Origin of the sequence: Pseudomonas sp. PSE14, assembly GCF_029203285.1 — a bacterium.
Classification (GTDB): domain Bacteria; phylum Pseudomonadota; class Gammaproteobacteria; order Pseudomonadales; family Pseudomonadaceae; genus Pseudomonas.
The window spans coordinates 4,264,093-4,285,233 of record NZ_CP115669.1; the positions used below are offsets into that span (position 1 = coordinate 4,264,093).

At 66.4% G+C, this 21,141-nt stretch carries 20 protein-coding genes and 1 pseudogene; 12 read left to right on the plus strand and 9 right to left on the minus strand.

Features of this window, described 5'->3' with window-relative positions:
- Nucleotides 1-35: 35 nt before the first annotated feature.
- Nucleotides 36-968 carry a lipid A biosynthesis lauroyl acyltransferase gene (locus tag O6P39_RS19520; protein ID WP_275608097.1) on the minus strand — a complete coding sequence of 311 codons (933 nt, stop codon included), beginning with the start codon at nt 966-968 and terminating at the stop codon, nt 36-38.
- 144 nt (nt 969-1,112) lie between these two features.
- Between O6P39_RS19520 and minC the strand changes: the two genes are divergently transcribed.
- The 6 genes from minC to O6P39_RS19550 all read left to right on the plus strand — a co-directional run bounded on the left by minC (nt 1,113) and on the right by O6P39_RS19550 (nt 5,251).
- A complete protein-coding gene (gene minC / locus O6P39_RS19525; RefSeq protein ID WP_275608098.1) occupies nt 1,113-2,030 on the plus strand; it encodes a septum site-determining protein MinC in 918 nt (305 codons plus the stop codon).
- Nucleotides 2,031-2,091: 61 nt separating this feature from the next.
- Complete coding sequence (gene minD, locus O6P39_RS19530) at nt 2,092-2,907, plus strand: septum site-determining protein MinD (protein WP_275608099.1); 816 nt, start codon at nt 2,092-2,094, stop codon at nt 2,905-2,907.
- Complete coding sequence (gene minE / locus O6P39_RS19535) at nt 2,904-3,158, plus strand: cell division topological specificity factor MinE (RefSeq protein ID WP_207887941.1); 255 nt, start codon at nt 2,904-2,906, stop codon at nt 3,156-3,158. Before minD ends, minE begins: the two co-directional genes overlap by 4 nt.
- 76 nt (nt 3,159-3,234) lie before the next feature.
- Nucleotides 3,235-3,870, plus strand: coding sequence for an RluA family pseudouridine synthase (locus O6P39_RS19540; protein ID WP_275608100.1), 636 nt, complete (start codon nt 3,235-3,237; stop codon nt 3,868-3,870).
- A 228-nt stretch (nt 3,871-4,098) separates the two neighbouring features.
- Nucleotides 4,099-4,260, plus strand: a complete 162-nt coding sequence (locus tag O6P39_RS19545; RefSeq protein WP_015476413.1) for a DUF1427 family protein — start codon at nt 4,099-4,101, stop codon at nt 4,258-4,260.
- A 34-nt stretch (nt 4,261-4,294) separates the two neighbouring features.
- Nucleotides 4,295-5,251, plus strand: coding sequence for a zinc-binding alcohol dehydrogenase family protein (locus tag O6P39_RS19550; protein ID WP_275608101.1), 957 nt, complete (start codon nt 4,295-4,297; stop codon nt 5,249-5,251).
- A gap of 220 nt (nt 5,252-5,471) precedes the next feature.
- On the opposite strand, the gene O6P39_RS19555 is transcribed toward O6P39_RS19550, so the two are convergent.
- Together O6P39_RS19555 and O6P39_RS19560 are read right to left on the minus strand one after the other, a co-directional pair.
- The gene (locus tag O6P39_RS19555; protein ID WP_275608102.1) at nt 5,472-6,260 is read right to left on the minus strand and encodes an iron-containing redox enzyme family protein; all 789 of its coding nucleotides are present in this window, start codon (nt 6,258-6,260) and stop codon (nt 5,472-5,474) included.
- Between the two features lie 76 nt (nt 6,261-6,336).
- On the minus strand, nt 6,337-8,730 hold the full coding sequence (locus O6P39_RS19560) for an EAL domain-containing protein (protein WP_275608103.1): 2,394 nt from the start codon (nt 8,728-8,730) through the stop codon (nt 6,337-6,339).
- Between the two features lie 403 nt (nt 8,731-9,133).
- Here O6P39_RS19560 and O6P39_RS19565 point away from each other — a divergent pair, with 403 nt between their 5' ends.
- Nucleotides 9,134-10,237, plus strand: a complete 1,104-nt coding sequence (locus tag O6P39_RS19565; RefSeq protein WP_275608104.1) for a PAS domain-containing protein — start codon at nt 9,134-9,136, stop codon at nt 10,235-10,237.
- Nucleotides 10,238-10,356: 119 nt separating this feature from the next.
- Nucleotides 10,357-11,244, plus strand: coding sequence for a class I SAM-dependent methyltransferase (locus O6P39_RS19570; protein WP_275608105.1), 888 nt, complete (start codon nt 10,357-10,359; stop codon nt 11,242-11,244).
- On the opposite strand, the gene O6P39_RS19575 is transcribed toward O6P39_RS19570, so the two are convergent.
- From O6P39_RS19575 to O6P39_RS19595, 5 genes and pseudogenes are all read right to left on the minus strand, one after another.
- Nucleotides 11,245-13,038: an ABC transporter ATP-binding protein gene (locus tag O6P39_RS19575; RefSeq protein ID WP_275608106.1), complete on the minus strand. Its 1,794-nt coding sequence runs from the start codon at nt 13,036-13,038 to the stop codon at nt 11,245-11,247.
- Entirely contained in the window at nt 13,031-13,633 is a 603-nt protein-coding gene (locus tag O6P39_RS19580) for a DsbA family protein (RefSeq protein ID WP_275611988.1), read from the minus strand. Before O6P39_RS19580 ends, O6P39_RS19575 begins: the two co-directional genes overlap by 8 nt.
- Before the next feature lie 36 nt (nt 13,634-13,669).
- Nucleotides 13,670-14,605 (minus strand): rhodanese-related sulfurtransferase, encoded by a 936-nt coding sequence (locus O6P39_RS19585; RefSeq protein WP_275608107.1) that lies wholly within the window; start codon nt 14,603-14,605, stop codon nt 13,670-13,672.
- Between the two features lie 155 nt (nt 14,606-14,760).
- The gene (locus O6P39_RS19590; protein ID WP_275608108.1) at nt 14,761-15,069 is read right to left on the minus strand and encodes a BolA family protein; all 309 of its coding nucleotides are present in this window, start codon (nt 15,067-15,069) and stop codon (nt 14,761-14,763) included.
- A gap of 45 nt (nt 15,070-15,114) precedes the next feature.
- A pseudogene (locus tag O6P39_RS19595) lies at nt 15,115-15,673 on the minus strand (DUF2059 domain-containing protein).
- Between the two features lie 121 nt (nt 15,674-15,794).
- Here O6P39_RS19595 and O6P39_RS19600 point away from each other — a divergent pair.
- The 4 genes from O6P39_RS19600 (at nt 15,795) to aqpZ (ending at nt 19,861) form a co-directional block, all read left to right on the plus strand.
- Nucleotides 15,795-16,808 (plus strand): DUF2804 domain-containing protein, encoded by a 1,014-nt coding sequence (locus tag O6P39_RS19600; RefSeq protein ID WP_275608109.1) that lies wholly within the window; start codon nt 15,795-15,797, stop codon nt 16,806-16,808.
- A 92-nt stretch (nt 16,809-16,900) separates the two neighbouring features.
- Entirely contained in the window at nt 16,901-18,295 is a 1,395-nt protein-coding gene (locus O6P39_RS19605; RefSeq protein WP_275608110.1) for a class II fumarate hydratase, read from the plus strand.
- On the plus strand, nt 18,288-18,911 hold the full coding sequence (locus tag O6P39_RS19610) for an NAD(P)H-dependent oxidoreductase (protein ID WP_275608111.1): 624 nt from the start codon (nt 18,288-18,290) through the stop codon (nt 18,909-18,911). Before O6P39_RS19605 ends, O6P39_RS19610 begins: the two co-directional genes overlap by 8 nt.
- A gap of 272 nt (nt 18,912-19,183) precedes the next feature.
- Nucleotides 19,184-19,861, plus strand: a complete 678-nt coding sequence (gene aqpZ, locus O6P39_RS19615) for an aquaporin Z (RefSeq protein WP_275608112.1) — start codon at nt 19,184-19,186, stop codon at nt 19,859-19,861.
- Nucleotides 19,862-20,135: 274 nt separating this feature from the next.
- Here the strand turns inward: aqpZ and O6P39_RS19620 are convergent, their stop codons facing one another.
- Nucleotides 20,136-21,095, minus strand: a complete 960-nt coding sequence (locus O6P39_RS19620) for a DMT family transporter (protein ID WP_275608113.1) — start codon at nt 21,093-21,095, stop codon at nt 20,136-20,138.
- Nucleotides 21,096-21,141: the final 46 nt, after the last annotated feature.

The window sequence follows — 21,141 nt, forward strand, 5'->3', positions numbered from 1 at the left end:
CTTGTCGCGTCGTATCCAGATTAGCCGGGCGGGATCTACTTCTTCCTGGCGTAAAGCTTGGGCTCGCCTTCGGGGCGGCTCTTGAAGCGGCGGTGCGCCCAGAGGTACTGCTCGGGCTGGCGGCGGATTTCCTGCTCGACCCACTGGTTGACGCGCAGGCAATCGGCCTCCTCGGTCTCGCCGGGGAAATTCTCCAGCGGCGGATGGATCGTCAGGCGATAGCCGGAACCGTCGGCCAGGCGCGACTGGGTGAAGGGACACACCTGCGCGCGGCCCAGGCGGGCGAACTTGGTGGTGGCCGTAACGGTGGCGGCCTGGATGCCGAACAGCGGCACGAAGATGCTCTGCTTGATGCCGTAGTCCTGGTCCGGTGCGTACCAGATGGCCCGGCCGGCGCGCAGCACCTTGAGCATGGCGCGCACGTCCTCGCGCTCGATGGCGGTGGCGTCGGCGTTGTGCCGCTCGCGGCCGGCGCGCTGGACGAAGTCGAACACCGGGTTGTCGTGCTCGCGGTACATGCCGTCGATGGTCTGTACCTGGCCGAGCAGCGCCGCGCCGATCTCCAGGGTGGTGAAGTGCATGGCCATGAGGATCACGCCCTTGCCTTCGGCCTCGGCCTTGCGCAGGTGCTCCAGCCCCTCGATGTGCGCCAGCTTCGCCAGGCGCGCCTTGGGCCACCACCAGCTCATGGCCATCTCGAAGAAGGCGATGCCGGTGGAGGCGAAGTTTTCCTTCAAGAGGCGCTTGCGCTCGGCGGCGGACAGCTCCGGGAAGCACAGCTCCAGGTTGCGCGCGGCAATCGCCCGGCGGCTGCCGACCACGCGGTACATCACCGCGCCAAGTGCGCGCCCCAGCCAGAGCAGCGCCGGATACGGCAGCTGCACCACCAGCCAGAGCACGCCGAGGCCGAGCCAGAGCGGCCAGTGGCGGGGATGGAGGAACTCACGGCGAAAGGTGGGGCGGTCCATGGAACTTTCCGGTCACGATCAAAGCCGGACATTCTACCCTGCCGATGCGCGCCGCGCCTGCCTCGAGCCCTGGCTATGCGCCACGCTTGCGGCTGCCGGGGCGGTCCGCTATAAGTCCAACCCATTTAATGATGCAGTCTGACCATGAGCCAAGCTGACCTTCTCGACCACGATCCCGTATTCCAGCTCAAGGGCAGCATGCTGGCCGTCACCGTTCTGGAACTGGCCCACAATGACCTGCCGCGGCTGGACCGCCAGCTCGCCGACAAGGTCGCCCAGGCGCCCAACTTCTTCCGTGACACCCCACTGGTGCTGGCGCTGGACAAGCTGCCCGACGGCGAGGGACAGCTCGACCTGCAGGGCGTGCTGGACATCTGCCGCCGCCACGGCCTGCGCACCCTGGCCATCCGCGCCAGCCGCGAGGAAGACATCCGCCTGGCGACCATGTTCGACATCCCCGTGCTGCCGCCATCCGGCTCGTCCCGCGAGCGCATCGTCGAGCCGAAGGACTCGGTCACCCCGCTGACCGGCGCCACCCCGGTGCGCCGTCCGCGCGGCGAGCGCCTGTCCGAGAAGGTCGTAGAACAGGCCGCCGACAGCGCCACTGCCCAGACGGAAAAACCTGCCGAGGCAGTCCCGGCCGAAACCCAGGCGGAAAAACCGACCGCGGCCCAGGAACCGGAAAAGGACGCCGCGCCGGAGAAACCGGCCGAACCGCCGGCACCGGTCGTCAGGCCGACCAAACTGGTCACCACTCCGGTGCGTGGCGGCGTACAGATCTATGCAGCCGGCGGCGACCTGATCGTGCTGGCCCCCGTCAGCCCCGGTGCGGAACTTCTCGCCGACGGCAATATCCATGTTTACGGTCCGATGCGCGGTCGTGCCCTGGCCGGTGTCAAGGGTGACACCAGCGCACGGATCTTCTGCCAGCAACTGGCCGCGGAACTCGTGTCCATCGCTGGTAATTACAAGGTCGCCGAAGACCTTCGACGCAGTCCGCAATGGGGGCAGGCGGTGCACGTCAGCCTGTCGGGTGACGTGTTGAACATCACCCGCCTTTAACGGATACTGCCGCGACTTTCAGGGACCAGAATTCTTCGTTTTTTCTTTGGGGTGAATCACCTTGGCCAAGATCCTCGTAGTCACTTCCGGTAAGGGTGGCGTCGGTAAAACCACTTCCAGCGCAGCCATCGGCACCGGCCTGGCCCTGCGCGGCCACAAGACCGTCATCGTCGACTTCGACGTGGGCCTGCGTAACCTCGACCTGATCATGGGCTGCGAACGCCGCGTGGTGTACGACTTCGTCAACGTCATCAACGGCGAAGCCACCCTCACCCAGGCCCTGATCAAGGACAAGCGCCTCGAGAACCTGTACGTGCTGGCCGCCAGCCAGACCCGCGACAAGGACGCCCTCACCCAGGAAGGCGTCGGCAAGGTGATGGAAGAGCTCAAGCAGTCCTTCGACTACATCATCTGCGACTCCCCGGCGGGCATCGAGAAAGGCGCCCACCTGGCCATGTACTACGCCGACGAGGCGATCGTCGTGACCAACCCGGAAGTCTCCTCGGTCCGCGACTCCGACCGCATGCTGGGCCTGCTGGCCAGCAAGTCCGCCCGCGCCGAGAAGGGCGAGGAGCCGATCAAGGAACACCTGCTGCTGACCCGCTACAACCCCGAGCGCGTCACCAAGGGCGAAATGCTCGGCGTCGAGGACGTCGAGGAAATCCTGGCCATCCGTCTGCTCGGCGTGATCCCGGAATCCCAGGCGGTGCTCAAGGCATCGAACCAGGGCGTACCGGTCATCCTCGACGAAGAAAGCGATGCCGGCCAAGCGTACAGCGACGCCGTCGAGCGACTGCTGGGCAAAGAAATGCCCCATCGGTTCCTCGACGTGCAGAAGAAAGGATTCCTGCAACGACTGTTCGGAGGACGTGAATGAGCCTTTTAGATTTCTTCCGCAGCCGGAAGCAGCCCTCCAGCGCTTCCATCGCGAAAGAAAGACTCCAGATCATCGTCGCCCATGAGCGCGGCAACCGTTCGCAACCGGACTACCTCCCGCAGCTGCAGAAAGATCTGCTGGAAGTGATCCGCAAATACGTGCCCATCGACCAGGAACAAGTCCAGGTCGAGCTGGCCAACCAGGGCAGCTGTTCGATCCTGGAACTCAACATCACCCTGCCGGAACGTTGATCCGGCGGTGGTGAACCTGCGGCGGCTTCGGCCGCCGCAGTCGTTTCTATCTCCCTTAATCCACGCAAGAGCTTCCATGCCGCTGTCCCAGATCGAATTCGTCCATGAGGACGCCGCCCTGCTGGTGGTGAACAAGCCCACCCTGCTGCTCTCCGTGCCCGGCCGTGCGGACGACAACAAGGACTGCCTGATCACCCGCCTGCAGGAGAACGGTTACCCGGAAGCGCGCATCGTCCATCGCCTGGACTGGGAAACCTCCGGCCTGATCGTCCTGGCCCGCGACGCCGACAGCCACCGCGAGCTGTCCCGGCAGTTCCACGACCGCGAGACCGAGAAGGCCTACACCGCGCTGTGCTGGGGCGAGCCGGAACTGGACAGCGGCCGCATCGAGGCGCCGCTGCGTTACGACCCGCCGACCAAGCCGCGCCACGTGGTGGACTTCGAGCAGGGCCGCCATGCGCTGACCTTCTGGCGCGTCATGGAGCGCCACGGCAACTGGAGCCGCGTCGAGCTGACGCCGATCACCGGCCGTTCGCACCAGTTGCGCGTGCACATGCTCAGCATCGGCCACCCGCTGCTGGGCGACCGCCTGTATGCCGAGGGTGAAGCCCTCACCCTGCGCGACCGCCTGTGCCTGCACGCGAGCATGCTCTGCCTGACCCACCCGCAGACCGGCGAGCGCCTGCGTTTCGAGTCCCCCGCGCCGTTCTGACGCGCCACGCGCCCGGCTTTTCGCAGGAGCGGACTCCGTCCGCGATCAGCCCCGCTGCAGAACCTATCGCGGACAAAGTCCGCTCCTACGAAAAGTAGCTCCGCCAGCCATCCAATCCCCCATCACACATCTGTCCGATATTCCGAAGCCGATGACCGGCGCCAGCCGATCCCCCGCCCTAGACTTCACTCATCCCCATCAACCGCCGAGCCTCGCGCGGAGGACACCATGAGCTACCTGATCTCCCTGGCCATCGGCCTCGCCGTCGGCTTGGCCTACCACTTCCTCGATTTCCGCTCGCCGGCGCCACCGCTGGTGGCGCTGGTCGGCCTGCTGGGCATGCAGATTGGCGAGAACGCCCTGCCGCTGCTCAACCGCTGGCTGCACTGACTCGACCTTCCTCTCACTGTTACGGACTCGTGCCATGAAAGCCCTGCAATTCGACCGTACCGGCGACCTCGCCGCCCTGAGCTTCACCGAACTGCCCGACCCGGTGCCCGCCGCCGACGAGGTACTGGTGGAAGTCCACGCCGCCGGCCTCAACCCCAGCGACGTGAAGAACGTATTGGGCCGCTTCCCCTACACCACCCTGCCGCGTGTGCCGGGCCGCGACTTCGCCGGCACCGTGGTGAAGGGCCCGGCCGAGCTGCTAGGCAAGCCCGTCTGGGGCACCGGCAAGGGCCTGGGCTTCACCCGCAACGGCAGCCATGCGCAGTTGATGAGCGTGCCGGCCGGTGGCGTGGCACTGATGCCCGAGCGCATGAGCTTCGCCCAGGCCGCCAGCTGCGGCGTGCCCTACACCACCGCCTGGGACGCACTGGAGCGCAGCCAGGTGGGCGCCGGCACGCGTCTGCTGGTGATCGGCTCCGGCGCCGTTGGTGCGGCGGCCATCGCCCTGGCCAAGGCCCGTGGCGCCGAGGTCCTGGGCGCGGTGCGCCGCACCGAATCGCAGGCGGAGCTGCAGGCGCAAGGTGTCCGGAACATCCTGCTGGGCTCCGCGGACGCGCTGCCCGCGCAGGTGGAAGAGCACTTCCCCGGCGGCGCCGAGGTGATCTTCGATACCACCGGTTTCTGGCTGCCCGCCGCCGTCGCCGCGCTGGCCACCTTCGGCCGCATCGCCATCATCGCCGCACCGGTGGACGGGCACGTGCACCTGCCAGCCCTGGCACTGTACCGTCGCGGCGGCACGGTGGTCGGGGTCAACTCGCTGCTCTACGGCCCGGAGGCCTGCGCCAGGATGCTGCGCGAGTTCGGCCAATGGTTCGACGACGGCAAGCTGCCGCTGCCCGGCGGCCTGCGCGAGGTGCCACTGAGCGAGGGGGTGCAGCGCTATCGGGAAATCAATGAGGGCAGCAGCGAGAAGATCATTCTGGTGCCTTGAGTGATCTGGCGCGGTAGACAAGAGCCCCTGTGCCGATCCATCCCACTGCTTGCCGCCACCGTCCTGACTCGGCCAACCAAAGCCGGCCAACCCTCAAACCTGCTGGTCCCAGCGGTCAAGCAATAGAACTCGGCCCCATTCCGGGACGCAATCGCATGGAGCCGCGTAGTCGACCGACGCCAAAGGACGGGAAGCGCGTCAAAGCCTCCCCGCGCCCAACCTACCCCGCCGCCTGTATCGACCGCCGCCGCGAGCCGCTCTGCACCTGCTCCAGCGCCATACAATGGTCGAGGAACATGCGCATGTAGCCATAGCTCTTGCAGATCGACTCGCGCAGGGCCAGGCAACGCGGCACCGAGAGTTGCGGGCCGTAGAGGGTGCAGATGATATCCAGCGCCTCCCACGGATGATCGTCATCGTAGCGGGCGTGAATCCTCAGCCAGCGCATGGCGTCCTTGCGGCAGCCCGCCGGCAGGGTGCGCTCGTAGGTGTCGGTGGAGCACACCAGCGCCGACCACTCGCCGGTAACGCCTTCGATGGCGTAGTTGGTGGCCGCCATGGCCAGCGCCAGCTCATCGCTGGAGCAGGTGTGCCAGCACCAGTGGCTGAGGGCATGCAGTTCGCCCGGTACCAGTTGGGTCTTGAGCTCGGCCAGGGTCACGCCGTAGCTCTCGGCCCAACGCAGCCAGTAGTCGGCGTGGTTGAGTTCGACGCGGATGTTGCGCATCAGCCAGCGCCTCGCCATGTCCTCACCGGGGCTGCGGCCGAAGCGGGTCTTAAGCAGGTTCTGCGACATGTACAGGGGGAACTGCTCCACCACCGGCCAGCCGCCGATGAGGAAGGCACGCAGGGTCTGGCGGCTGAGCTGGCCGTCGCGCATACGCGCATAGAAGTGGTGGCCGACCACCGCCAGGCGACTGCCCTCGCAGTCCTGCACCAGGCGCTGGGCCCAGAGGGGGTAACTGGAAAGCTCCTTGAGCGGCCCACTACGAACAAAGGTTTCGTTCATCCAAGGCTCCGTTGCCGGTCAATCCATGCAAGCACCGGTAAAACTGGCCTCAGATTAACCCTCCGCGCCCCCGTCGTCACCGTCCGGAGGTTGTGTTCGCCCCAGCGGTCGCCATTTCCGCCTCGCGCAGGAAGCTGCGGTTGAATGGTTGCGGCCGGGCCAGGCCATAGCCTTGAGCATAGTCGACTCCAATTTCACGCAGGACTTCGAGGATTTCCAGCGATTCGACGAACTCCGCCACCGTGCGCTTGCCCATGACGTGGCCGATCTGGTTGATCACCTGGACCATGGCCCGGTCGATGGGGTCGTCGAGCATGTCCTTGATGAAGCTGCCGTCGATCTTCAGGTAGTCCACCGGCAGGTGCTTGAGGTAGACGAAGGAGGACATGCCGGCGCAGAAGTCGTCGAGGGAGAAGCGGTAGCCCAGGGCCTTGAGCTCCTGGATGAAACGCGTGGCGTTGACCAGGTTGGCGATCGCGCTGGTTTCGGTGACCTCGAAGCAGATGCTCGCAGGGGCGATGCCGTAGCGCGGCTGCAGGTCGCGCAGGAAGTCGAGGAAGGTGTCGTCGCCGATGGTCGCCCCGGACAGGTTGATGGCGCAGGTATGGATCGGCTCGTAGTCCCCTTCCAGCGCGCGGGCGGCCAGGGTTTTGAAGGCGCTCTCGACCACCCAGCGGTCGATGTCCGGCATCAGCCCGTAGCGTTCGGCGGCGGGGATGAAGTTGATCGGCGCCACCAGCCGGCCGCACTCGTCGTTCAGGCGCAGCAGCAGCTCGACATGGGCGCCCTCCTCCGCGTGCGGATCAACCGGGAAGATCGGCTGCGCGTAGAGACAGAAACGCTCCTCGTCCAGCGCCAGGCGAATGCGCTGCACCCACGCCATCTCCCCCACCCGGGTAGACAGCTCGGTATCGTCGGGGCGGAACACCTGGGCGCGGTTGCGGCCCTTCTCCTTGGCCATGTAGCAGGCCATGTCGGCGCAGCGCAGCGCCTCCTCCACGGACACCAGCATCGACGACACATGCACCACGCCGATGCTGACGGTGATGTTGAAGGGGCGGGTCTCCCAGATGAAATGCAGCCCCTGGACGGTCAGGCGGATGCGCTCGCCGATCTGCTCGGCCATTTCCGGCGGGCAGTTCTCCAAGAGAATGCCGAACTCGTCTCCGCCCAGCCGCGCCAATGTGTCGCCGTCGCGCAGGCACTGCTGCAGCACCGAGCACACCTGGCGCAACAGCTCATCGCCGGCGGCGTGGCCGCAGGTGTCGTTGACCAGCTTGAACTGGTCCAGGTCCAGGTACATCAGCGCGTGACGCTCATCCAGATGCACCGAGCTCTCCATCGCCTGCTTCAGGCGGAATTCGAACTCTCGGCGATTGGTCAGGCCGGTCAGCGCATCGTGGGTGGCCTGCCACGACAGGCTGGCCATGTACTGGCGCTCGCGGGTCATGTCGTGCATCACCAGCACCACGCCGACCACCCGCCCGTCGGCGTGGATCGGCGTGCCCACCAGCGTCACCGCCACGCGAGTGCCGTCCAGGCGCTGGATCAGCTTGCTCGACTCGCTGCCGCCGTCCACCTCGCCACGCAGGATCTGCCCCACCAGCGGCAGGCCCTCCTTCTCGTCAGCCTCGTCGAATACCCGCAGCAGCGAACGCAGTGGCAGGCCGACTGCCATGGCGCTGTCCCAGCCGATCAAGCGCTCGGCGGCCGGGTTGAAATAGGCGATGCATTCCTGGGCATCGAGGGTCACCACGCCATCGCCAATCGCCGCCAGGGTGGTCTGGGCCCGTTCCTTTTCGGTGTCCAGCGCGCTTTCGTAGACCCGCTGCTGGCGCACCAGCTTGAGGGTGCGCCAGATTGCCAGGAGGATCAGCGCCAGCCCCGCCAGGCAGTTGACCACCAGCAGCACCCACATCAGCATCCGCGACCCCTTGCCCAGGGCGGCTGAGAAGGCCATCGCTGCTGGCGTCACGCCATCGTTGATGCCCTGGATGCGGCTGTTCCAGTAACTCAGGTCGCCGGGGTTGACGGTGCCGGCGCGGATGCTGCCGTGCATCTCGTCGGCCACTTGCAGGAGCTGGTCGAGGTAGGCGTCACCGACGATCCAGCGTTTCACCGCCTCGTCGAAGAAGCTGTATTCGTGGAAGTAGCGGTACAGCCAGATCAGGCTGTTGACGTCATCCGGGTGATTGCCGCCGTCCAGCGCGCCGCGCCGCGCCTGCTCGATATCCGGCGGGTCCTGGTCGAGGGCCGCGCGGAAAGTGCGGTCGCCCAGCGGAATGGCGATGGCGGCCTGGTAGCGGCGGTAGTCTTCCGGGTCACGGGTCTGGCCATAGCGCTGCAGGTAGTGGATAGCATCCTTCTGCCCCTTGGACCAGAGGCTTTCGCCCCCCACGTAGGCCCGCACGCCGGAAAGAATGTACAGGCTGCCGGCGGCAATCAGCGCCTGCAGCAGTACCACGGCCATGAACGGCCATATCAGCCGGAGTAGCCGGGTTCTTCGACGGTTCGGCACAAGCCCCAAGGCATCCATAATGTGCTTCGACTTCCTTCTTCTTATCCCTGGCAAGCCACACTGGGCGGTTCTGGCTCGCGCCGCCGAAGGGAATTTCTGCATTACTACCCTTTACTCATAGCCGATCACGGAAAATCCTCAAACCGCATTGCAGGGCTCTTGGTCGGCTGACGAAGCGTAATCCTGGCGAAACACTGATAGCACGATGCCTTCTCCGGCCCGCTTCGGCCATTTGTCGGGAACCCCTCGCCCGACCAGCGGCCAGCCATGACACGCCATTCCGGCACCTTGCGCGAATAGCGGCGATGAGCCATACATCAGCCATTCGTGCAATCTGCAAGCCCGGAGAGGCCCCATGCAAAGTCGGGATATGGAGGTGCTTTACGACCAGTTGGTGGGGCTTTCCTATGAATGCGTGCTCGACGAGAGCGCCTGGCTGCCCTTGCTCTCCGGCCTGATCGACGCCACCGGCCGCCAGCAGGGTGCCCTGCTGTTCTGGGACCAGACCCAGGACGGCGCCCTGGCCAGCGAGATCAACCTGTGCGATCCCGGCGCCATCGAGTTGTACAACCGCGACTACTGCAACATCGACCCATCCAAGGGCTTCATGCTCCACCGCCCCGTGGGCAACTGGTACCACGACCTGGAAGAGTACGGCCCGGAGCGCATTCGCCGTGATCCCTACTATCAGGAATTCCAATTGCCCAACGACATGCTCAACGTGTCGTGCCTGAAGCTCAACGAACAGGCCAGTGCCGGCATCTACCTGTCGGTGCTGACCAGTGTCGGCGCGCGCTACCCCACCTCGGACGAGCAGGCCCTGCTGAATCGCCTGAGCCAGCACCTGATTCGCGCGGCGCGGATGTTCGAGCGGATCGGCGACATGCGCCAGGAACTGGCCAAGCGCGACCTGCTGCTGGACCAGCACCCCACGCCGCTCTGGCTGCTCGATGGCGACACGCGGGTGCTCTACGCCAACCTGGCCGCGCAGCGACAACTGGGGCAGGCCAAAGCGGCGTTCTACGAAGTCTTCGGTCGCCTGCACTGCCGCCAGCACAATGCCCGCCTGCAAGCGCTGGTGCGCTACGCCGCGCCGCGCCAGGGCAAGGGAAAAGCGGGTTGGCTGCCGCTGAGCGATGGCAGCGCGCTGGAGCTGCTGGTCACTCCGGTGCCGGCCGAGGCAGGCTTCAACCAGAACTTCCAGCGCCCACTGGCCCTGCTCGCCCTGCTCGACCCGCAGCGCCAGAGCCGCCTGCTCAGCGAACTGTTCGGCCTCACCCCGGCCGAGCAGCGCCTGGGTGACCTGCTGGTGCGCGGGCTGTCACCGGAGCAATGCGGCGAGTACCTGGGCACCTCCATCAATACCGTGCGCAGCCAACTGCGCGCGCTGTTCCGCAAGACCCATACCAGCCGACAGGCCGAACTGGTGAGCCTGCTGGTACGCCTGGGCCAGCGCTGATTCGGCGGGTTCATCATTCATTCAGATGATGGACTGAGGCCCCGAGCCCTCTAACGTGGTGACTGGAGCACCGGCCCGGAAGGGGCCGGCCACGCAATCGGCATCCCAGGTGGACGGCAATGGACAATCGGACCCAGCAAAATCCGGCATCGATCGCACAGGCCATCGAAGAACTCGAACAGCAACTGCGCCGCATCAAGGACAGCAACACCGAACTGCTGGCGCTGGCCATCGGCCAGTCGACGCCCATGGCGCAGTCCCGGGTGCTGCCCTTTCCCCGCCGGCGGGAACGGCCGATGGGTGAAGGCTCCGGCAATGCCGTGCTGATGGACTATCTCTACGGCATCGACAGCGCCCTGCCCTCGCTGCTGCCCGATGGGCCCACCGACGAGCTGTTCCGCTACGCCAGCTCCGCGCCAGCGGCGCGCGCCCTGCGCTCGCGCCGCCAGTTGCTGGCACGGGAGATCGACCGTACCTGCGAGCAGCTCAGCGGCCAGGCGCGCATTCTCTGCGTGGGCTGCGGCCACCTGCGCGAGGCCGACCTTTCAAGGGCCCTGCGCGATGGGTACTTCCGCGAGTTCGTCGCCCTCGACCCTCAGCTACAGACGCTGCAGACCGTGGAATCCTGCTACGCCTCGCAGGGTGTGCGGGCCGTGCAATGCGGCCTCGACGAGCTGCTCTACAGCCGGACCGACCTGCGTCATTTCGATCTGATCTACTGCGCCGGGCTCTATGAAGTCCTCAACGACCAGGACGCCCATGATCTCACCCGCAACCTGTTCGCCCGCCTGCTGCCGGGCGGACGCCTGCTGCTGAGCAACTTCCTGCCGGGCATCCCGGGCATCGCCTACCTGGAAGGACTGCTGGACTGGGAGCCGCACTACCGCAGCGACGCCGAGCTGATCGACCTGTTGCGCGGGATCGCCTACAACGACATCAGCCACACGCGGGTCTTCCACGACCTGGGCAACTGCGTGAGCTTCCTCGAAGTCACCCGCTACGGCTGATCAGTGCTGCTGCAAGTGACCGTACAGGCGGGCATAAAGCCCGCCTTCGGCGATCAGTTGCTGATGGTCGCCGTCTTCGGCGATGCGCCCGCCATCGAACACCAGTACCCGGTCAGCCTGCTTAACCGCTGACAGGCGGTGGGCGATGATCAGTGTGGTGCGCCCTTCGAGGAAACGCCCCAGCGCCTGGTGCAAGGCGTACTCGGTGGCTGCGTCCAGCGCCGAGGTGGCCTCGTCGAGGATCACCACCTTGGGCTCGGCCAGCACCATGCGTGCAATCGCCAGGCGCTGCCGCTGGCCGCCGGAGAGACGCACACCGGAACGGCCTACCACGCTGTCCAGCCCTTGCGGCAGGCTGCGGATGGTGTCCGCCAGCTGCGCCACTTCCAGCGCGCGCCAGCAGGCGTCGTCGCTGCGCTCGCGGCCCATGGTCAGGTTGGCGCGCACCGTGTCGTTGAACAGCGCGGGATGCTGCAGCACCACCGCCACGTGCTCGCGCACGCACTCGAGGCCGATCTCCTCCAGCGCCACGCCGCCATAGCGGATGCTGCCGGATTGCGGCTGGTAGAGACCGAGCAGCAGTTGCACCAAAGTGCTCTTGCCACCGCCGCTGGCACCGACGATGGCGACTTTCTCGCCCGCAGCGATGTCCAGGTCCATGCCATCGAGCACCCGCTCGTCGCGGTAAGCGAAGCTCAGGTCGCGCACCTGGATGCCGACGTTGTCCTGCCCGGCGAAGGGATCGCGGCGGTGCGGGTACTGCGGCTCGTCCGCGCGGGCCAGTAGCTCGTTGATGCGGCTCAGCGCACCACCGGCGGCGTAGAAGGCGTATTGCAGGCTCAGCAGCTGTTCCACCGGGCCGATCATGAACCAGAGGTAGCTGAACACCGCCAGCATCTGGCCGATGGACAGGTCGGAGAACAGCACGGTGAGCATCGCCGCGGCGCGGAACAGGTCGATGCCGAACTGGAATAGCAACCCGCTGGCGCGCCCGGCCGCATCGCTCTTCCACTGCGAGGCCACGGCATAGTCCCGCACCTCGCGGGCACGCACGCCAAGGCGGCCGAGGAAGAAGCCCTGGCGGTTGCCGGCGCGCACTTCCTGGATCGCTTCGAGGGTTTCGGTCAGGGCCTGGGTGAAGCGCGAGGTGCTGTCGTTCTCCAGCTTCTTCAGGTGCTTGACGCGCTTGCCCAACTGCACCGTGGCGAAGATCACCAGCGGGTTGAACAGCAGGATCAGCAGCGCCAGTTTCCAATGCATCCAGATCAGGATGCCAGCGGTACCGCAAAGCGTGAGCAAGGCGACAAGGAAGCGGCTGAGGGTGTCGCCAACGAACTTGTCGAGGGTGTCCAGATCGGTCACCAGGTGCGCGCTGACCGAGCCGCCGCCGAGGGTCTCGTACTCGCTCAGGGCGATGCGCTTCAGGCGTTCGATCAGGCGCAGGCGGATGCGGTACACCACGTCCTTGGAAAGCCGCGCGAACAGGCGTGCCTGCAGCACGTTGAAGACCAGCGCGCAGCTGCGCAGCAGCAGGGTCGCCAGCAGCATCAGGCCGATGTAGCCGGCCGGCTTGTGCCAGGCCTGGGGCAGCCACTGGTTCATCACCTGCAGCGCGGCGTCGCCCTTGCCCAGCAGCACTTCGTCCACCAGCAGCGGCAGCAGTAACGGGATGGGCACGCTGCAGGCGGTGGCCAGCACGGCGACGAGGTTGGCGAGGAGCAGGGCTTTGCGGTGACGGAAAGCGAGCCGGCGAATCTCCGCCCAGCTCAGGCGGTCAGCGGACAGCTCAGGCATGCCGCCCGCGCTCCAGCCAGCGCTCCAGCAATGGCGCGAGTTCGCTCAGAGGCTGGTAGCCGTTGGTCAGCAGGGCCAGCTGGCCATCGCGCTCGGCCAGCAGCGTGGGGAAGCCGGCGATGCCCAGGTCACGGGCCCAGGAGAAGTCGGCGAGGGTCGCCAGGTGATTGTCCTGGCTGTCGAAGGCCTCGGCGAACTCGATGCGCGGCAGGCCCACGCGCTCGGCCAGTTCGGTGAGCACGCTGGCCTGGGTGACATCGCGACCTTCGGCGTAGAAGGCCCGCTGGATCTCGCCGACCAGCGCCCAGGCGCAGTCGTCGTCGAGGCGACGGGCGGTGACCACCGCCCGGCAGGCCGGCTCGGTGTCGTAGACAAAGCCGTCGGGCAGCGCGCCCTCGAAGCGGAACGGCTGGCCAGTGGCGTCATGCACAGCCTGCCAGTGTTCGAGGATGTAGCGCTTGGTGGCCGGTTCCAGGGCCGCGCCCTGGCCGGTGCGCAGCCCGCCCATTACCAGCGCCAGCGGCACGCCGGCGGCGCGCGCCTGCTCGACCAGCTTCTCGGCCACCGGGGCGAAGCCCCAGCACCAGGAGCACATCGGGTCCATCACGTAGAGCAGGCGGCTGGTCATGGATCAATTCTCCGCGCGGGGGTCACGGCCAATGGGGTGCGGCTGGTTGCGCTCGCGCGCCAGCTCGATCTGCTTCTGCCGCTCGCGGGCGCTGGCACGGGTCTTCTCCGGCAGCGAATCCCAGCAATGCGGGCAGCTGATGCCCGGCGCGTAGTGCTCGGAGGCACGGTCCTCGGCCGAGATCGGGTTGCGGCAGGCATGGCACTGATCGTAGTCGCCTTCGGTGAGGTCGTGGCGCACGGTCACGCGGTTGTCGAAGACGAAGCAGTCGCCGCGCCACAGGGTTTCGGCCTCGGGCACCTCTTCCAGGTACTTGAGGATGCCGCCCTTGAGGTGGAATACCTCTTCGAAACCTTCGCTGAGCATGTAGCTCGACGCCTTCTCGCAGCGGATGCCACCGGTGCAGAACATGGCGACCTTCTTGTGCTTGGCCGGGTCGTAGTGCTCGCGGATGTAGTCGGGGAATTCGCGGAACGACTTGGTTTTCGGGTCGATGGCGCCCTCGAAGGTGCCGATGGCCACTTCGTAGTCGTTGCGGGTGTCGATCAGCAGCACTTCCGGATCGGAAATCAGCGCGTTCCAGTCCTTGGGTTCAACGTAGGTGCCGACCTTCGAATTCGGGTCCACGCCCGGCACGCCGAGGGTGACGATTTCCTTCTTCAGCTTGACCTTGGTGCGGTAGAAGGGTTGTTCGTCGCAGTAGGACTCCTTGTGGTCCACATCCGCCAGGCGCGGGTCATTGCGCAGCCAGGCCAGCAGGCCGTCGATGCCGGCGCGGGTGCCGGAGACGGTGCCGTTGATACCCTCTTCGGCGAGCAGCAGGGTGCCCTTCACGCCATTGTCCAGCAGGGTCTGCAGCAGGGGTTCGCGCAGGGCGACGTAGTCGGGCAGGGAGACGAACTTGTACAACGCCGCGACGACGATTCGATCGGTGGTCATGCATCACTCCAGTGGTCGCCCGCGTAAAGGGCGGACCGGGTCCTTGAATTACAGCAGCTGAAAATGACAGCGCCGGCAAAAGCCGGCGCTGGGTGTCGCATTCTACCGGAGCGGGACGAAGCCCGCATCCTGCCGCCTATCAGCGCGGCGTGCGGTCAATGCAGGTCATGCTTGCTGCCGCCACGGCAGGTCGGCGATTCCGGCGCCTGTCCCTGCTGCGCCCACTCCTCGGGGGTGTAGGTATGCAGGGCCAGGGCGTGGAACTGCCCCATCAGGTCGCCGAGGGCGGCGTAGACCTTCTGGTGCCGCTTCACCGCGTTCAGCCCGGCGAACACCGGGCTGACGATCACGGCCTTGTAGTGCGTTTCCTGCCCGCGGCTGTGCATGTGGCTCTCGTCGTGCACCTCCAGGTGCTGCGGTTCGAGGGCGCCCAGGGCGGATTGGATACGGTCACGCATGCTCATGTCGGGTCTCGCTGGCAATCAGGCAGTCAATGCAGGTCAGGATGATCAGGGCTTCTTGGCCGGAGCGGCCGGGGCTTTCACGCCCAGTTCCTTGTCCATGTCGGCCATCAGCTTGTTCACCGGCTCCACGGCAGTCTGCAGCTTGGCCTGGGTCAGCTGGGCGGATTCGGCGGTCAGGCGCGGCATCTTCTCCAGCATCTTGCGGCCCACGGGCGACGCGTAGAAGTCGTTGATCTGCTTGAGCTCGGATTCGCTGAAGTTGCTGGTGTAGAGCTTGACCAGTTCAGGCTTGAGCTTGTCCCAGCCTACCGCGCGGTCGAGTTCGGCATTGGCCTTGGCCTGGTAACGCTCCAGCACCGGCTTCTTGCTCTCGGGCGCCTTGGACTCGGCGAAACGCTGGGCGAGCATCTGCTGGACCTGCGCATAGACCGGCACGGTGAGCTTGTCGGCGTGAACCTGCTTGAGGAATTTCTCCGCCTCGGTGTTGGCGTCGGCCAGGGCGATAGAGCTGAAGCCCACCAGTAGAGCTGCGGTGCAGAGAGTACGAAGAGCGGTCATTGGGCGGTCCTTGAGTCTGAAGGTATGTCCCGGTGGGACCCGCCATTCTGCGCCTAAGTTCGGAAAGTGCTCAAGAGACCGCCGAACTGCACGGAAGTGGCCCGCATCTCTTGTCGACCTTTCGGCAAACCGGCATGCTGCGTCGCATTGCCACATGGATGTGTCCAATGAATACCTTCACCTACGTGCCGCCCTACGCAAACGCCCCTCCCCTGTGCGACCCGCGCGGCCGCCTGAACGACGCCGCCATCGGCTGGTCGAGCCGGCCGCAGACGGTCTGCAACCTGCCGGGCAACCCCGGACGCCGCAAACGCTGGAATCACTGGTGCATCAACGCACCGGGCTGGATGCTCTCGCTGACCATCGCCGACCTCGATTACCTGGGCTACGGCGCCATCTACTTCCTCGACCTGGAAACCGGCCGCTCGGTGCACCGCACCCAGATCACGCCGCTGGGCCGCGGCTGCGACCTGCCCGACGTGCCGAACCAGAGCCACAGTTTCCAGCACGGCGACCTGTGCCTGAACTTCGTCGAACAGCCCGGCCAGCTGCGCATCACCGCCAGCGCCCCCGACCTCGGCGGCCAGCCGCTGGACCTGGCGCTGGAGGTCAAGCGCCCCGCGCACCTGGAGTCGGTCAACCTGGTCGTGCCGATGGCCGGCCAGTGCTTCCACGCCTGCAGCCGACAAATGGGCCTGCCAGCGCGTGGCAGCCTGCAGCTGGGGCGTCGCGTCTATTCGTGCAGCGCTGGCGAGAGCTTCGCCGCCCTGGACTTCGGCCGTGGCGTGTGGCCCTTCCGTACCCACTGGACCCGCGCGGCATTCGCCGGGCCCGGAGGCATCGCCGGCAATTTCGGCAGTGGCTGGACCGATCACACCCCGCTCAAGGAAAACGCCCTGTGGTTCGGCGGCGAGTTGCAGCGCCTGGAGCACGACGTCGAGATCCACCAGGCGCCCCACGATCCCCTCGCGCCGTGGCGCCTGCGCAGCCCCTGCGAGCGGGTCGACCTCACCTTCACGCCGCGCAAGCTGCACCGTGCCTGCCCACGCCTGGGGCCGCTGTTCGCCGAGACCAGCCAGTGGTTCGGCCACTTCGACGGCTCTCTGCGCAGCCTCGACGGCGAGCACGTTCCGGTGCGCGAAGCCCTCGGCTGGGTCGGCGCCACCCACGCACGCTGGTGAAACCGCTCTATCACGGCAATTGAACTCCGATTCGGAACCCGGAGCGCCGACAACGGCCTAAACTGCCCGAGTCATTCCAGGAGGATCGCATCATGAGCCGCACCGAAACCGACAGCCTCGGCCCCATCGAAGTCCCCGACGATGCCTATTGGGGCGCGCAGACCCAGCGTTCGCTGGAAAACTTCGCCATCGGCGGGCAGCGTATGCCGCTGGCCGTGGTACATGCCCTGGCGCTGGTGAAGAAGGCGGCGGCCCGTGTGAATGCGCAACTGGGCGAACTGCCGGAGAACATCACCAGCCTGATCGAAGAGGCCGCCGACGAGGTTCTCGCCGGTGAGCACGACGATCAGTTCCCACTGGTGGTCTGGCAGACCGGCAGCGGCACCCAGAGCAACATGAACGTCAACGAGGTGATCGCCGGGCGCGCCAACGAGATCGCCGGCAACGGCCGTGGCGGCAAGAAGCCGGTGCACCCCAACGACCACGTGAACCGCGCGCAGAGTTCGAACGATAGCTTCCCCACCGCCATGCACCTCGCCGCCGCGCGTGCCGTGCATGACGACCTGCTGCCGGCCATCGCCGAGCTCAGCGGCGGCCTGGCCCAACAGGCCGCGCGCCATGCCGACCTGGTGAAGACCGGCCGCACCCACCTGATGGACGCAACGCCGGTCACCTTCGGCCAGGAGCTGTCCGCCTTCGTCGCCCAGCTGGACTACGCCGACCGCGCCATTCGCGCCGCCCTGCCGGCCGTCTACGAGCTGGCCCAGGGCGGCACCGCCGTCGGCACCGGGCTGAATGCGCCGAAGGAGTTCGCCGATGCCATCGCCGCCGAGTTGGCCGACCTCACCGGTCTGCCCTTCGTCTCGGCGCCGAACAAGTTCGCCGCCCTGGCCGGCCACGAGCCGCTGGTGATCCTCTCCGGCGCCCTGAAGGCCCTGGCCACCGCACTGATGAAGATCGCCAACGACCTGCGCCTGCTCGGCTCCGGCCCGCGCGCGGGCTTCGCCGAAGTGAAACTGCCGGCCAACGAGCCGGGTTCCTCGATCATGCCCGGCAAGGTCAACCCGACCCAGTGCGAGGCCCTGTCGATGCTCGCCTGCCAGGTGTTCGGCAACGACGCGACCATTACCTTCGCCGCCAGCCAGGGCCACCTGCAGTTGAACGTGTTCAAGCCGGTGATCATCCACAACCTGCTCGAATCGGTGCGCCTGCTCGCCGACGGCTGCCGCAACTTCAACAGCCACTGCATCGCGGGCATGGAACCGGACGCGGCGAAGATGCGCGAGCACCTGGAACGCGGCCTGATGCTGGTCACCGCGCTGAACCCGCACATCGGCTACGACAAGGCCGCCGAGATCGCCAAGAAGGCCTACGCAGAGGGCAAGACGCTGCGCGAAACGGCCCTGGAGCTGGGTTACCTGACCGACGCCGAGTTCGACCAGTGGGTACGCCCGGAAACCATGCTGGAGGCGGGTCAGAATGGTTGATGCGGCCAAGCATGGCGCCACCCCCATCGAGGGCGACGGCAAGCGCGTGCTGCTGGTGCTCGGCTCGCCCAAGCCCGGCGGCTTCTGCCATGCGGTGGCGGAAGCCTACGCCCAGGGCGCCCGCGCCAAGGGCCATGTGGTGCACACCCTGAAGCTCGGCGAGCTGAACTTCGATCCGGTGCTGCGCGGCGGCTACGAGCAGAGCCAGACCCTTGAGCCGGACGTGCTGGAGGCGCAACGGCAGATCCACTGGGCGCAGCACCTGGCGTTCATCTATCCGGTCTGGTGGGGCGGCCTGCCAGCGCTGCTGCAGGGCTTCTTCGACCGCGTGCTGCAACCAGGCTTCGCCTTCCGCTACCGCTCGGCCGAATCCCGCGAGTTCGAACCGCTGCTGGGCGGGCGCAGCGCCGACCTGCTGGTGAGCCACGACCAGACCCACTGGCACTACCGCCTGCGCCAAGGGGCCCCGGCGCACCGCCAGATGACCCGCTGCATCCTCGCGCCTTGCGGTATCGAGCTCCACCATCTGGAGGAGTTCAGCCCGATCCGCGGCTCCAGCGAGGAGCAGCGCCAGACCTGGCTGCGCCGGGCGGAGCAACTGGGCACGCAGGTCTGATAGACGTGTAGGAGCGAGCTTACTCGCGAACCGACCGGTGCCAGAGCCGGCGGAAAGCACCGTTCGCGAGCAAGCTCGCTCCTACGAAAGGCACTTGGCGCGGGGCATTGAAGTCCGAGGAGCTCGGCGGAAGACGCTCCCCGCGCAATCTGTTCAGCGTTCAGAACATTCCCCACTACCGCCGGAACCGCCCTACACCGCGCCGATACGCGACTTTCCTAGCATGCGCACTCCCCAATTCCGGGGCTTCTCGACTTGCCTCTGGAGGCAGCATGCTTCGCAAACTTTCCGCCGAAATGATCGGCACCTTCTGGCTGGTATTGGGTGGTTGCGGCAGCGCCATCTTCGCCGCTCACGCCATTGGCGTACTGGGCGTTGCACTGGCCTTTGGCCTGACCGTCGTCACCATGGCCTATGCCATCGGGCCAATTTCCGGTTGCCACCTCAACCCTGCCGTCAGCCTGGGCCTGTGGGCGGGCGGTCGTCTGCGCACCGCCGAGCTGGTGCCCTACATCGTCGCCCAGGTGGTCGGCGGCATCCTTGCCGGCGGCATGCTGTACCTGATCGCCAGCGGCAAGGCCGGCTTCGATCCGCTGGCGGGCTTCGCCGCCAACGGCTTCGGCGAAGGCTCGCCCAACGGCTACAGCCTGCAATCGGCGCTGATCATCGAAGTCCTGCTGACGGCGGTCTTCCTGTTCGTGATCATGGGCGCCACCGACAAGCTGGCGCCGTCCGGCTTCGCCCCGCTGGCCATTGGCCTCACCCTGACGCTGATCCACCTGATCAGCATCCCGATCGACAATACCTCGGTGAACCCGGCACGCAGCCTGGGCGTGGCGCTGTTCGCCGCCCCGCTGTTCATGAAGCAGCTGTGGCTGTTCTGGGTCGGCCCGCTGGCCGGCGGCGTGATCGGTGCGCTGGTCTATCGTGCGGTGCGTCCGGCGGCGTAAGCCATCGGGGCGCTGGAAACGAGACGGGCGCCTGAGGGCGCCCGTTTTCGTTTGAGGACCAAGTCGCCGTGACATCGGAGGGCCCGGTGCGATTCGCGGACAAGATCCACTCCTGCCGGAGAGCAGATGCATCCATTTTCTGTAGGAGCGAGCTTGCTCGCGAACAGACTTAACCGGCGGCATCGGTGTTGGGCGGTTCGCGAGCAAGCTCGCTCCTACGAAAAGCCATCCCCCTAGACGTAAAATACAAGGCCGCCCATTGGGCGGCCTTTGCTCAGGTATCCGCCAAGCGCTGGCGGCGGGCCCGGTAGCTGCGCAGCAGCGAGGGCGCCAGGGCGGTCAGTGCCGAGCCGCTCACCACCAGCAGCGCGCCGACGTAGGCCAGGCCGTTGAGGTTTTCCGGATGCACGTAGTCGGGCCACAGCGAAGCGGCCAGCGCCACCGAGGCGAAGGTCACCAGCGGCGTGATGGCAAGCGTGGCGCTGACGCGGGAGGCTTCCCAGTGCGCCAGGGCCTCGGCGAAGGCACCGTAGGCCACCAGGGTGTTCAGGCAGCAGGCCAGCAGCAGCCAGCCCTGCAGCGGGCTCAGTTGCAGCGCCTCCAGCGGATGCGCCCAGGGGGTGAGCAGTGCGGCGCACCCCAGGTAGATCACCATCATCACCTGCACCGAAGTCCACTGCGTCAGCAGTTGCTTCTGCGCCAGGCCATAGGCAGTCCAGATGAAAGCGGCGAACACCACGATCAACACGCCGGTGGTGTAATTACCCAACGAACCGAACAGTTCCGCCAGACGCTGGTTGAAGAACATCCCGAAGCCGAGCATCAGCACCGCGAGCCCCAGGCCCTGGCCGACGCTGAAGCTTTCCTTGAACACCAGCAGGCTGCTCAGCAGCAGAAGGATCGGTGCGATCTGGATCACCAGTTGCGTGGTGCCGGGGGTGAGCATGCGCAGACCGATCAGATAGAACACGTAGTTGCCGGTCAGGCCGAGCACGGCCGCCAGCACCAGTCCCGCGCCACGCCGGCCGATGGGGCGCAGCGCCGGCAACTGGCGGGTCAGCGTGAGGTAGACGAGCAGTACGCCGCCGGAGACCACCAGGCGAAACCAGGTCACAGTGACCGGGTCCATGGTCTTCAGGACTTCCTTGAGCTTGATCGGCAGGATGCCCCAGAGCACGGCGGTGATCAGGGCGAGAAACAGGCCGAATTGCCAGCGGCCGGAAGAAACGTGCATGGGAGCCTCGTCGCGTGTGCGGTTCGCCATGCTAAGTCATGGCGGT

Coding starts and splice junctions, on each gene's coding strand:
- O6P39_RS19520 (WP_275608097.1), bottom strand. CDS start 968: ATGGACCGCCCCACCTTTCGCCGTGAGTTCCTCCATCCCCGCCACTGG.
- minC (WP_275608098.1), top strand. CDS start 1,113: ATGAGCCAAGCTGACCTTCTCGACCACGATCCCGTATTCCAGCTCAAG.
- minE (WP_207887941.1), top strand. CDS start 2,904: ATGAGCCTTTTAGATTTCTTCCGCAGCCGGAAGCAGCCCTCCAGCGCT.
- O6P39_RS19540 (WP_275608100.1), top strand. CDS start 3,235: ATGCCGCTGTCCCAGATCGAATTCGTCCATGAGGACGCCGCCCTGCTG.
- O6P39_RS19545 (WP_015476413.1), top strand. CDS start 4,099: ATGAGCTACCTGATCTCCCTGGCCATCGGCCTCGCCGTCGGCTTGGCC.
- O6P39_RS19550 (WP_275608101.1), top strand. CDS start 4,295: ATGAAAGCCCTGCAATTCGACCGTACCGGCGACCTCGCCGCCCTGAGC.
- O6P39_RS19555 (WP_275608102.1), bottom strand. CDS start 6,260: ATGAACGAAACCTTTGTTCGTAGTGGGCCGCTCAAGGAGCTTTCCAGT.
- O6P39_RS19560 (WP_275608103.1), bottom strand. CDS start 8,730: ATGGCCGTGGTACTGCTGCAGGCGCTGATTGCCGCCGGCAGCCTGTAC.
- O6P39_RS19565 (WP_275608104.1), top strand. CDS start 9,134: ATGCAAAGTCGGGATATGGAGGTGCTTTACGACCAGTTGGTGGGGCTT.
- O6P39_RS19570 (WP_275608105.1), top strand. CDS start 10,357: ATGGACAATCGGACCCAGCAAAATCCGGCATCGATCGCACAGGCCATC.
- O6P39_RS19575 (WP_275608106.1), bottom strand. CDS start 13,038: ATGCCTGAGCTGTCCGCTGACCGCCTGAGCTGGGCGGAGATTCGCCGG.
- O6P39_RS19580 (WP_275611988.1), bottom strand. CDS start 13,633: ATGTGCTCCTGGTGCTGGGGCTTCGCCCCGGTGGCCGAGAAGCTGGTC.
- O6P39_RS19585 (WP_275608107.1), bottom strand. CDS start 14,605: ATGACCACCGATCGAATCGTCGTCGCGGCGTTGTACAAGTTCGTCTCC.
- O6P39_RS19590 (WP_275608108.1), bottom strand. CDS start 15,069: ATGAGCATGCGTGACCGTATCCAATCCGCCCTGGGCGCCCTCGAACCG.
- O6P39_RS19600 (WP_275608109.1), top strand. CDS start 15,795: ATGAATACCTTCACCTACGTGCCGCCCTACGCAAACGCCCCTCCCCTG.
- O6P39_RS19605 (WP_275608110.1), top strand. CDS start 16,901: ATGAGCCGCACCGAAACCGACAGCCTCGGCCCCATCGAAGTCCCCGAC.
- O6P39_RS19610 (WP_275608111.1), top strand. CDS start 18,288: ATGGTTGATGCGGCCAAGCATGGCGCCACCCCCATCGAGGGCGACGGC.
- aqpZ (WP_275608112.1), top strand. CDS start 19,184: ATGCTTCGCAAACTTTCCGCCGAAATGATCGGCACCTTCTGGCTGGTA.
- O6P39_RS19620 (WP_275608113.1), bottom strand. CDS start 21,095: ATGCACGTTTCTTCCGGCCGCTGGCAATTCGGCCTGTTTCTCGCCCTG.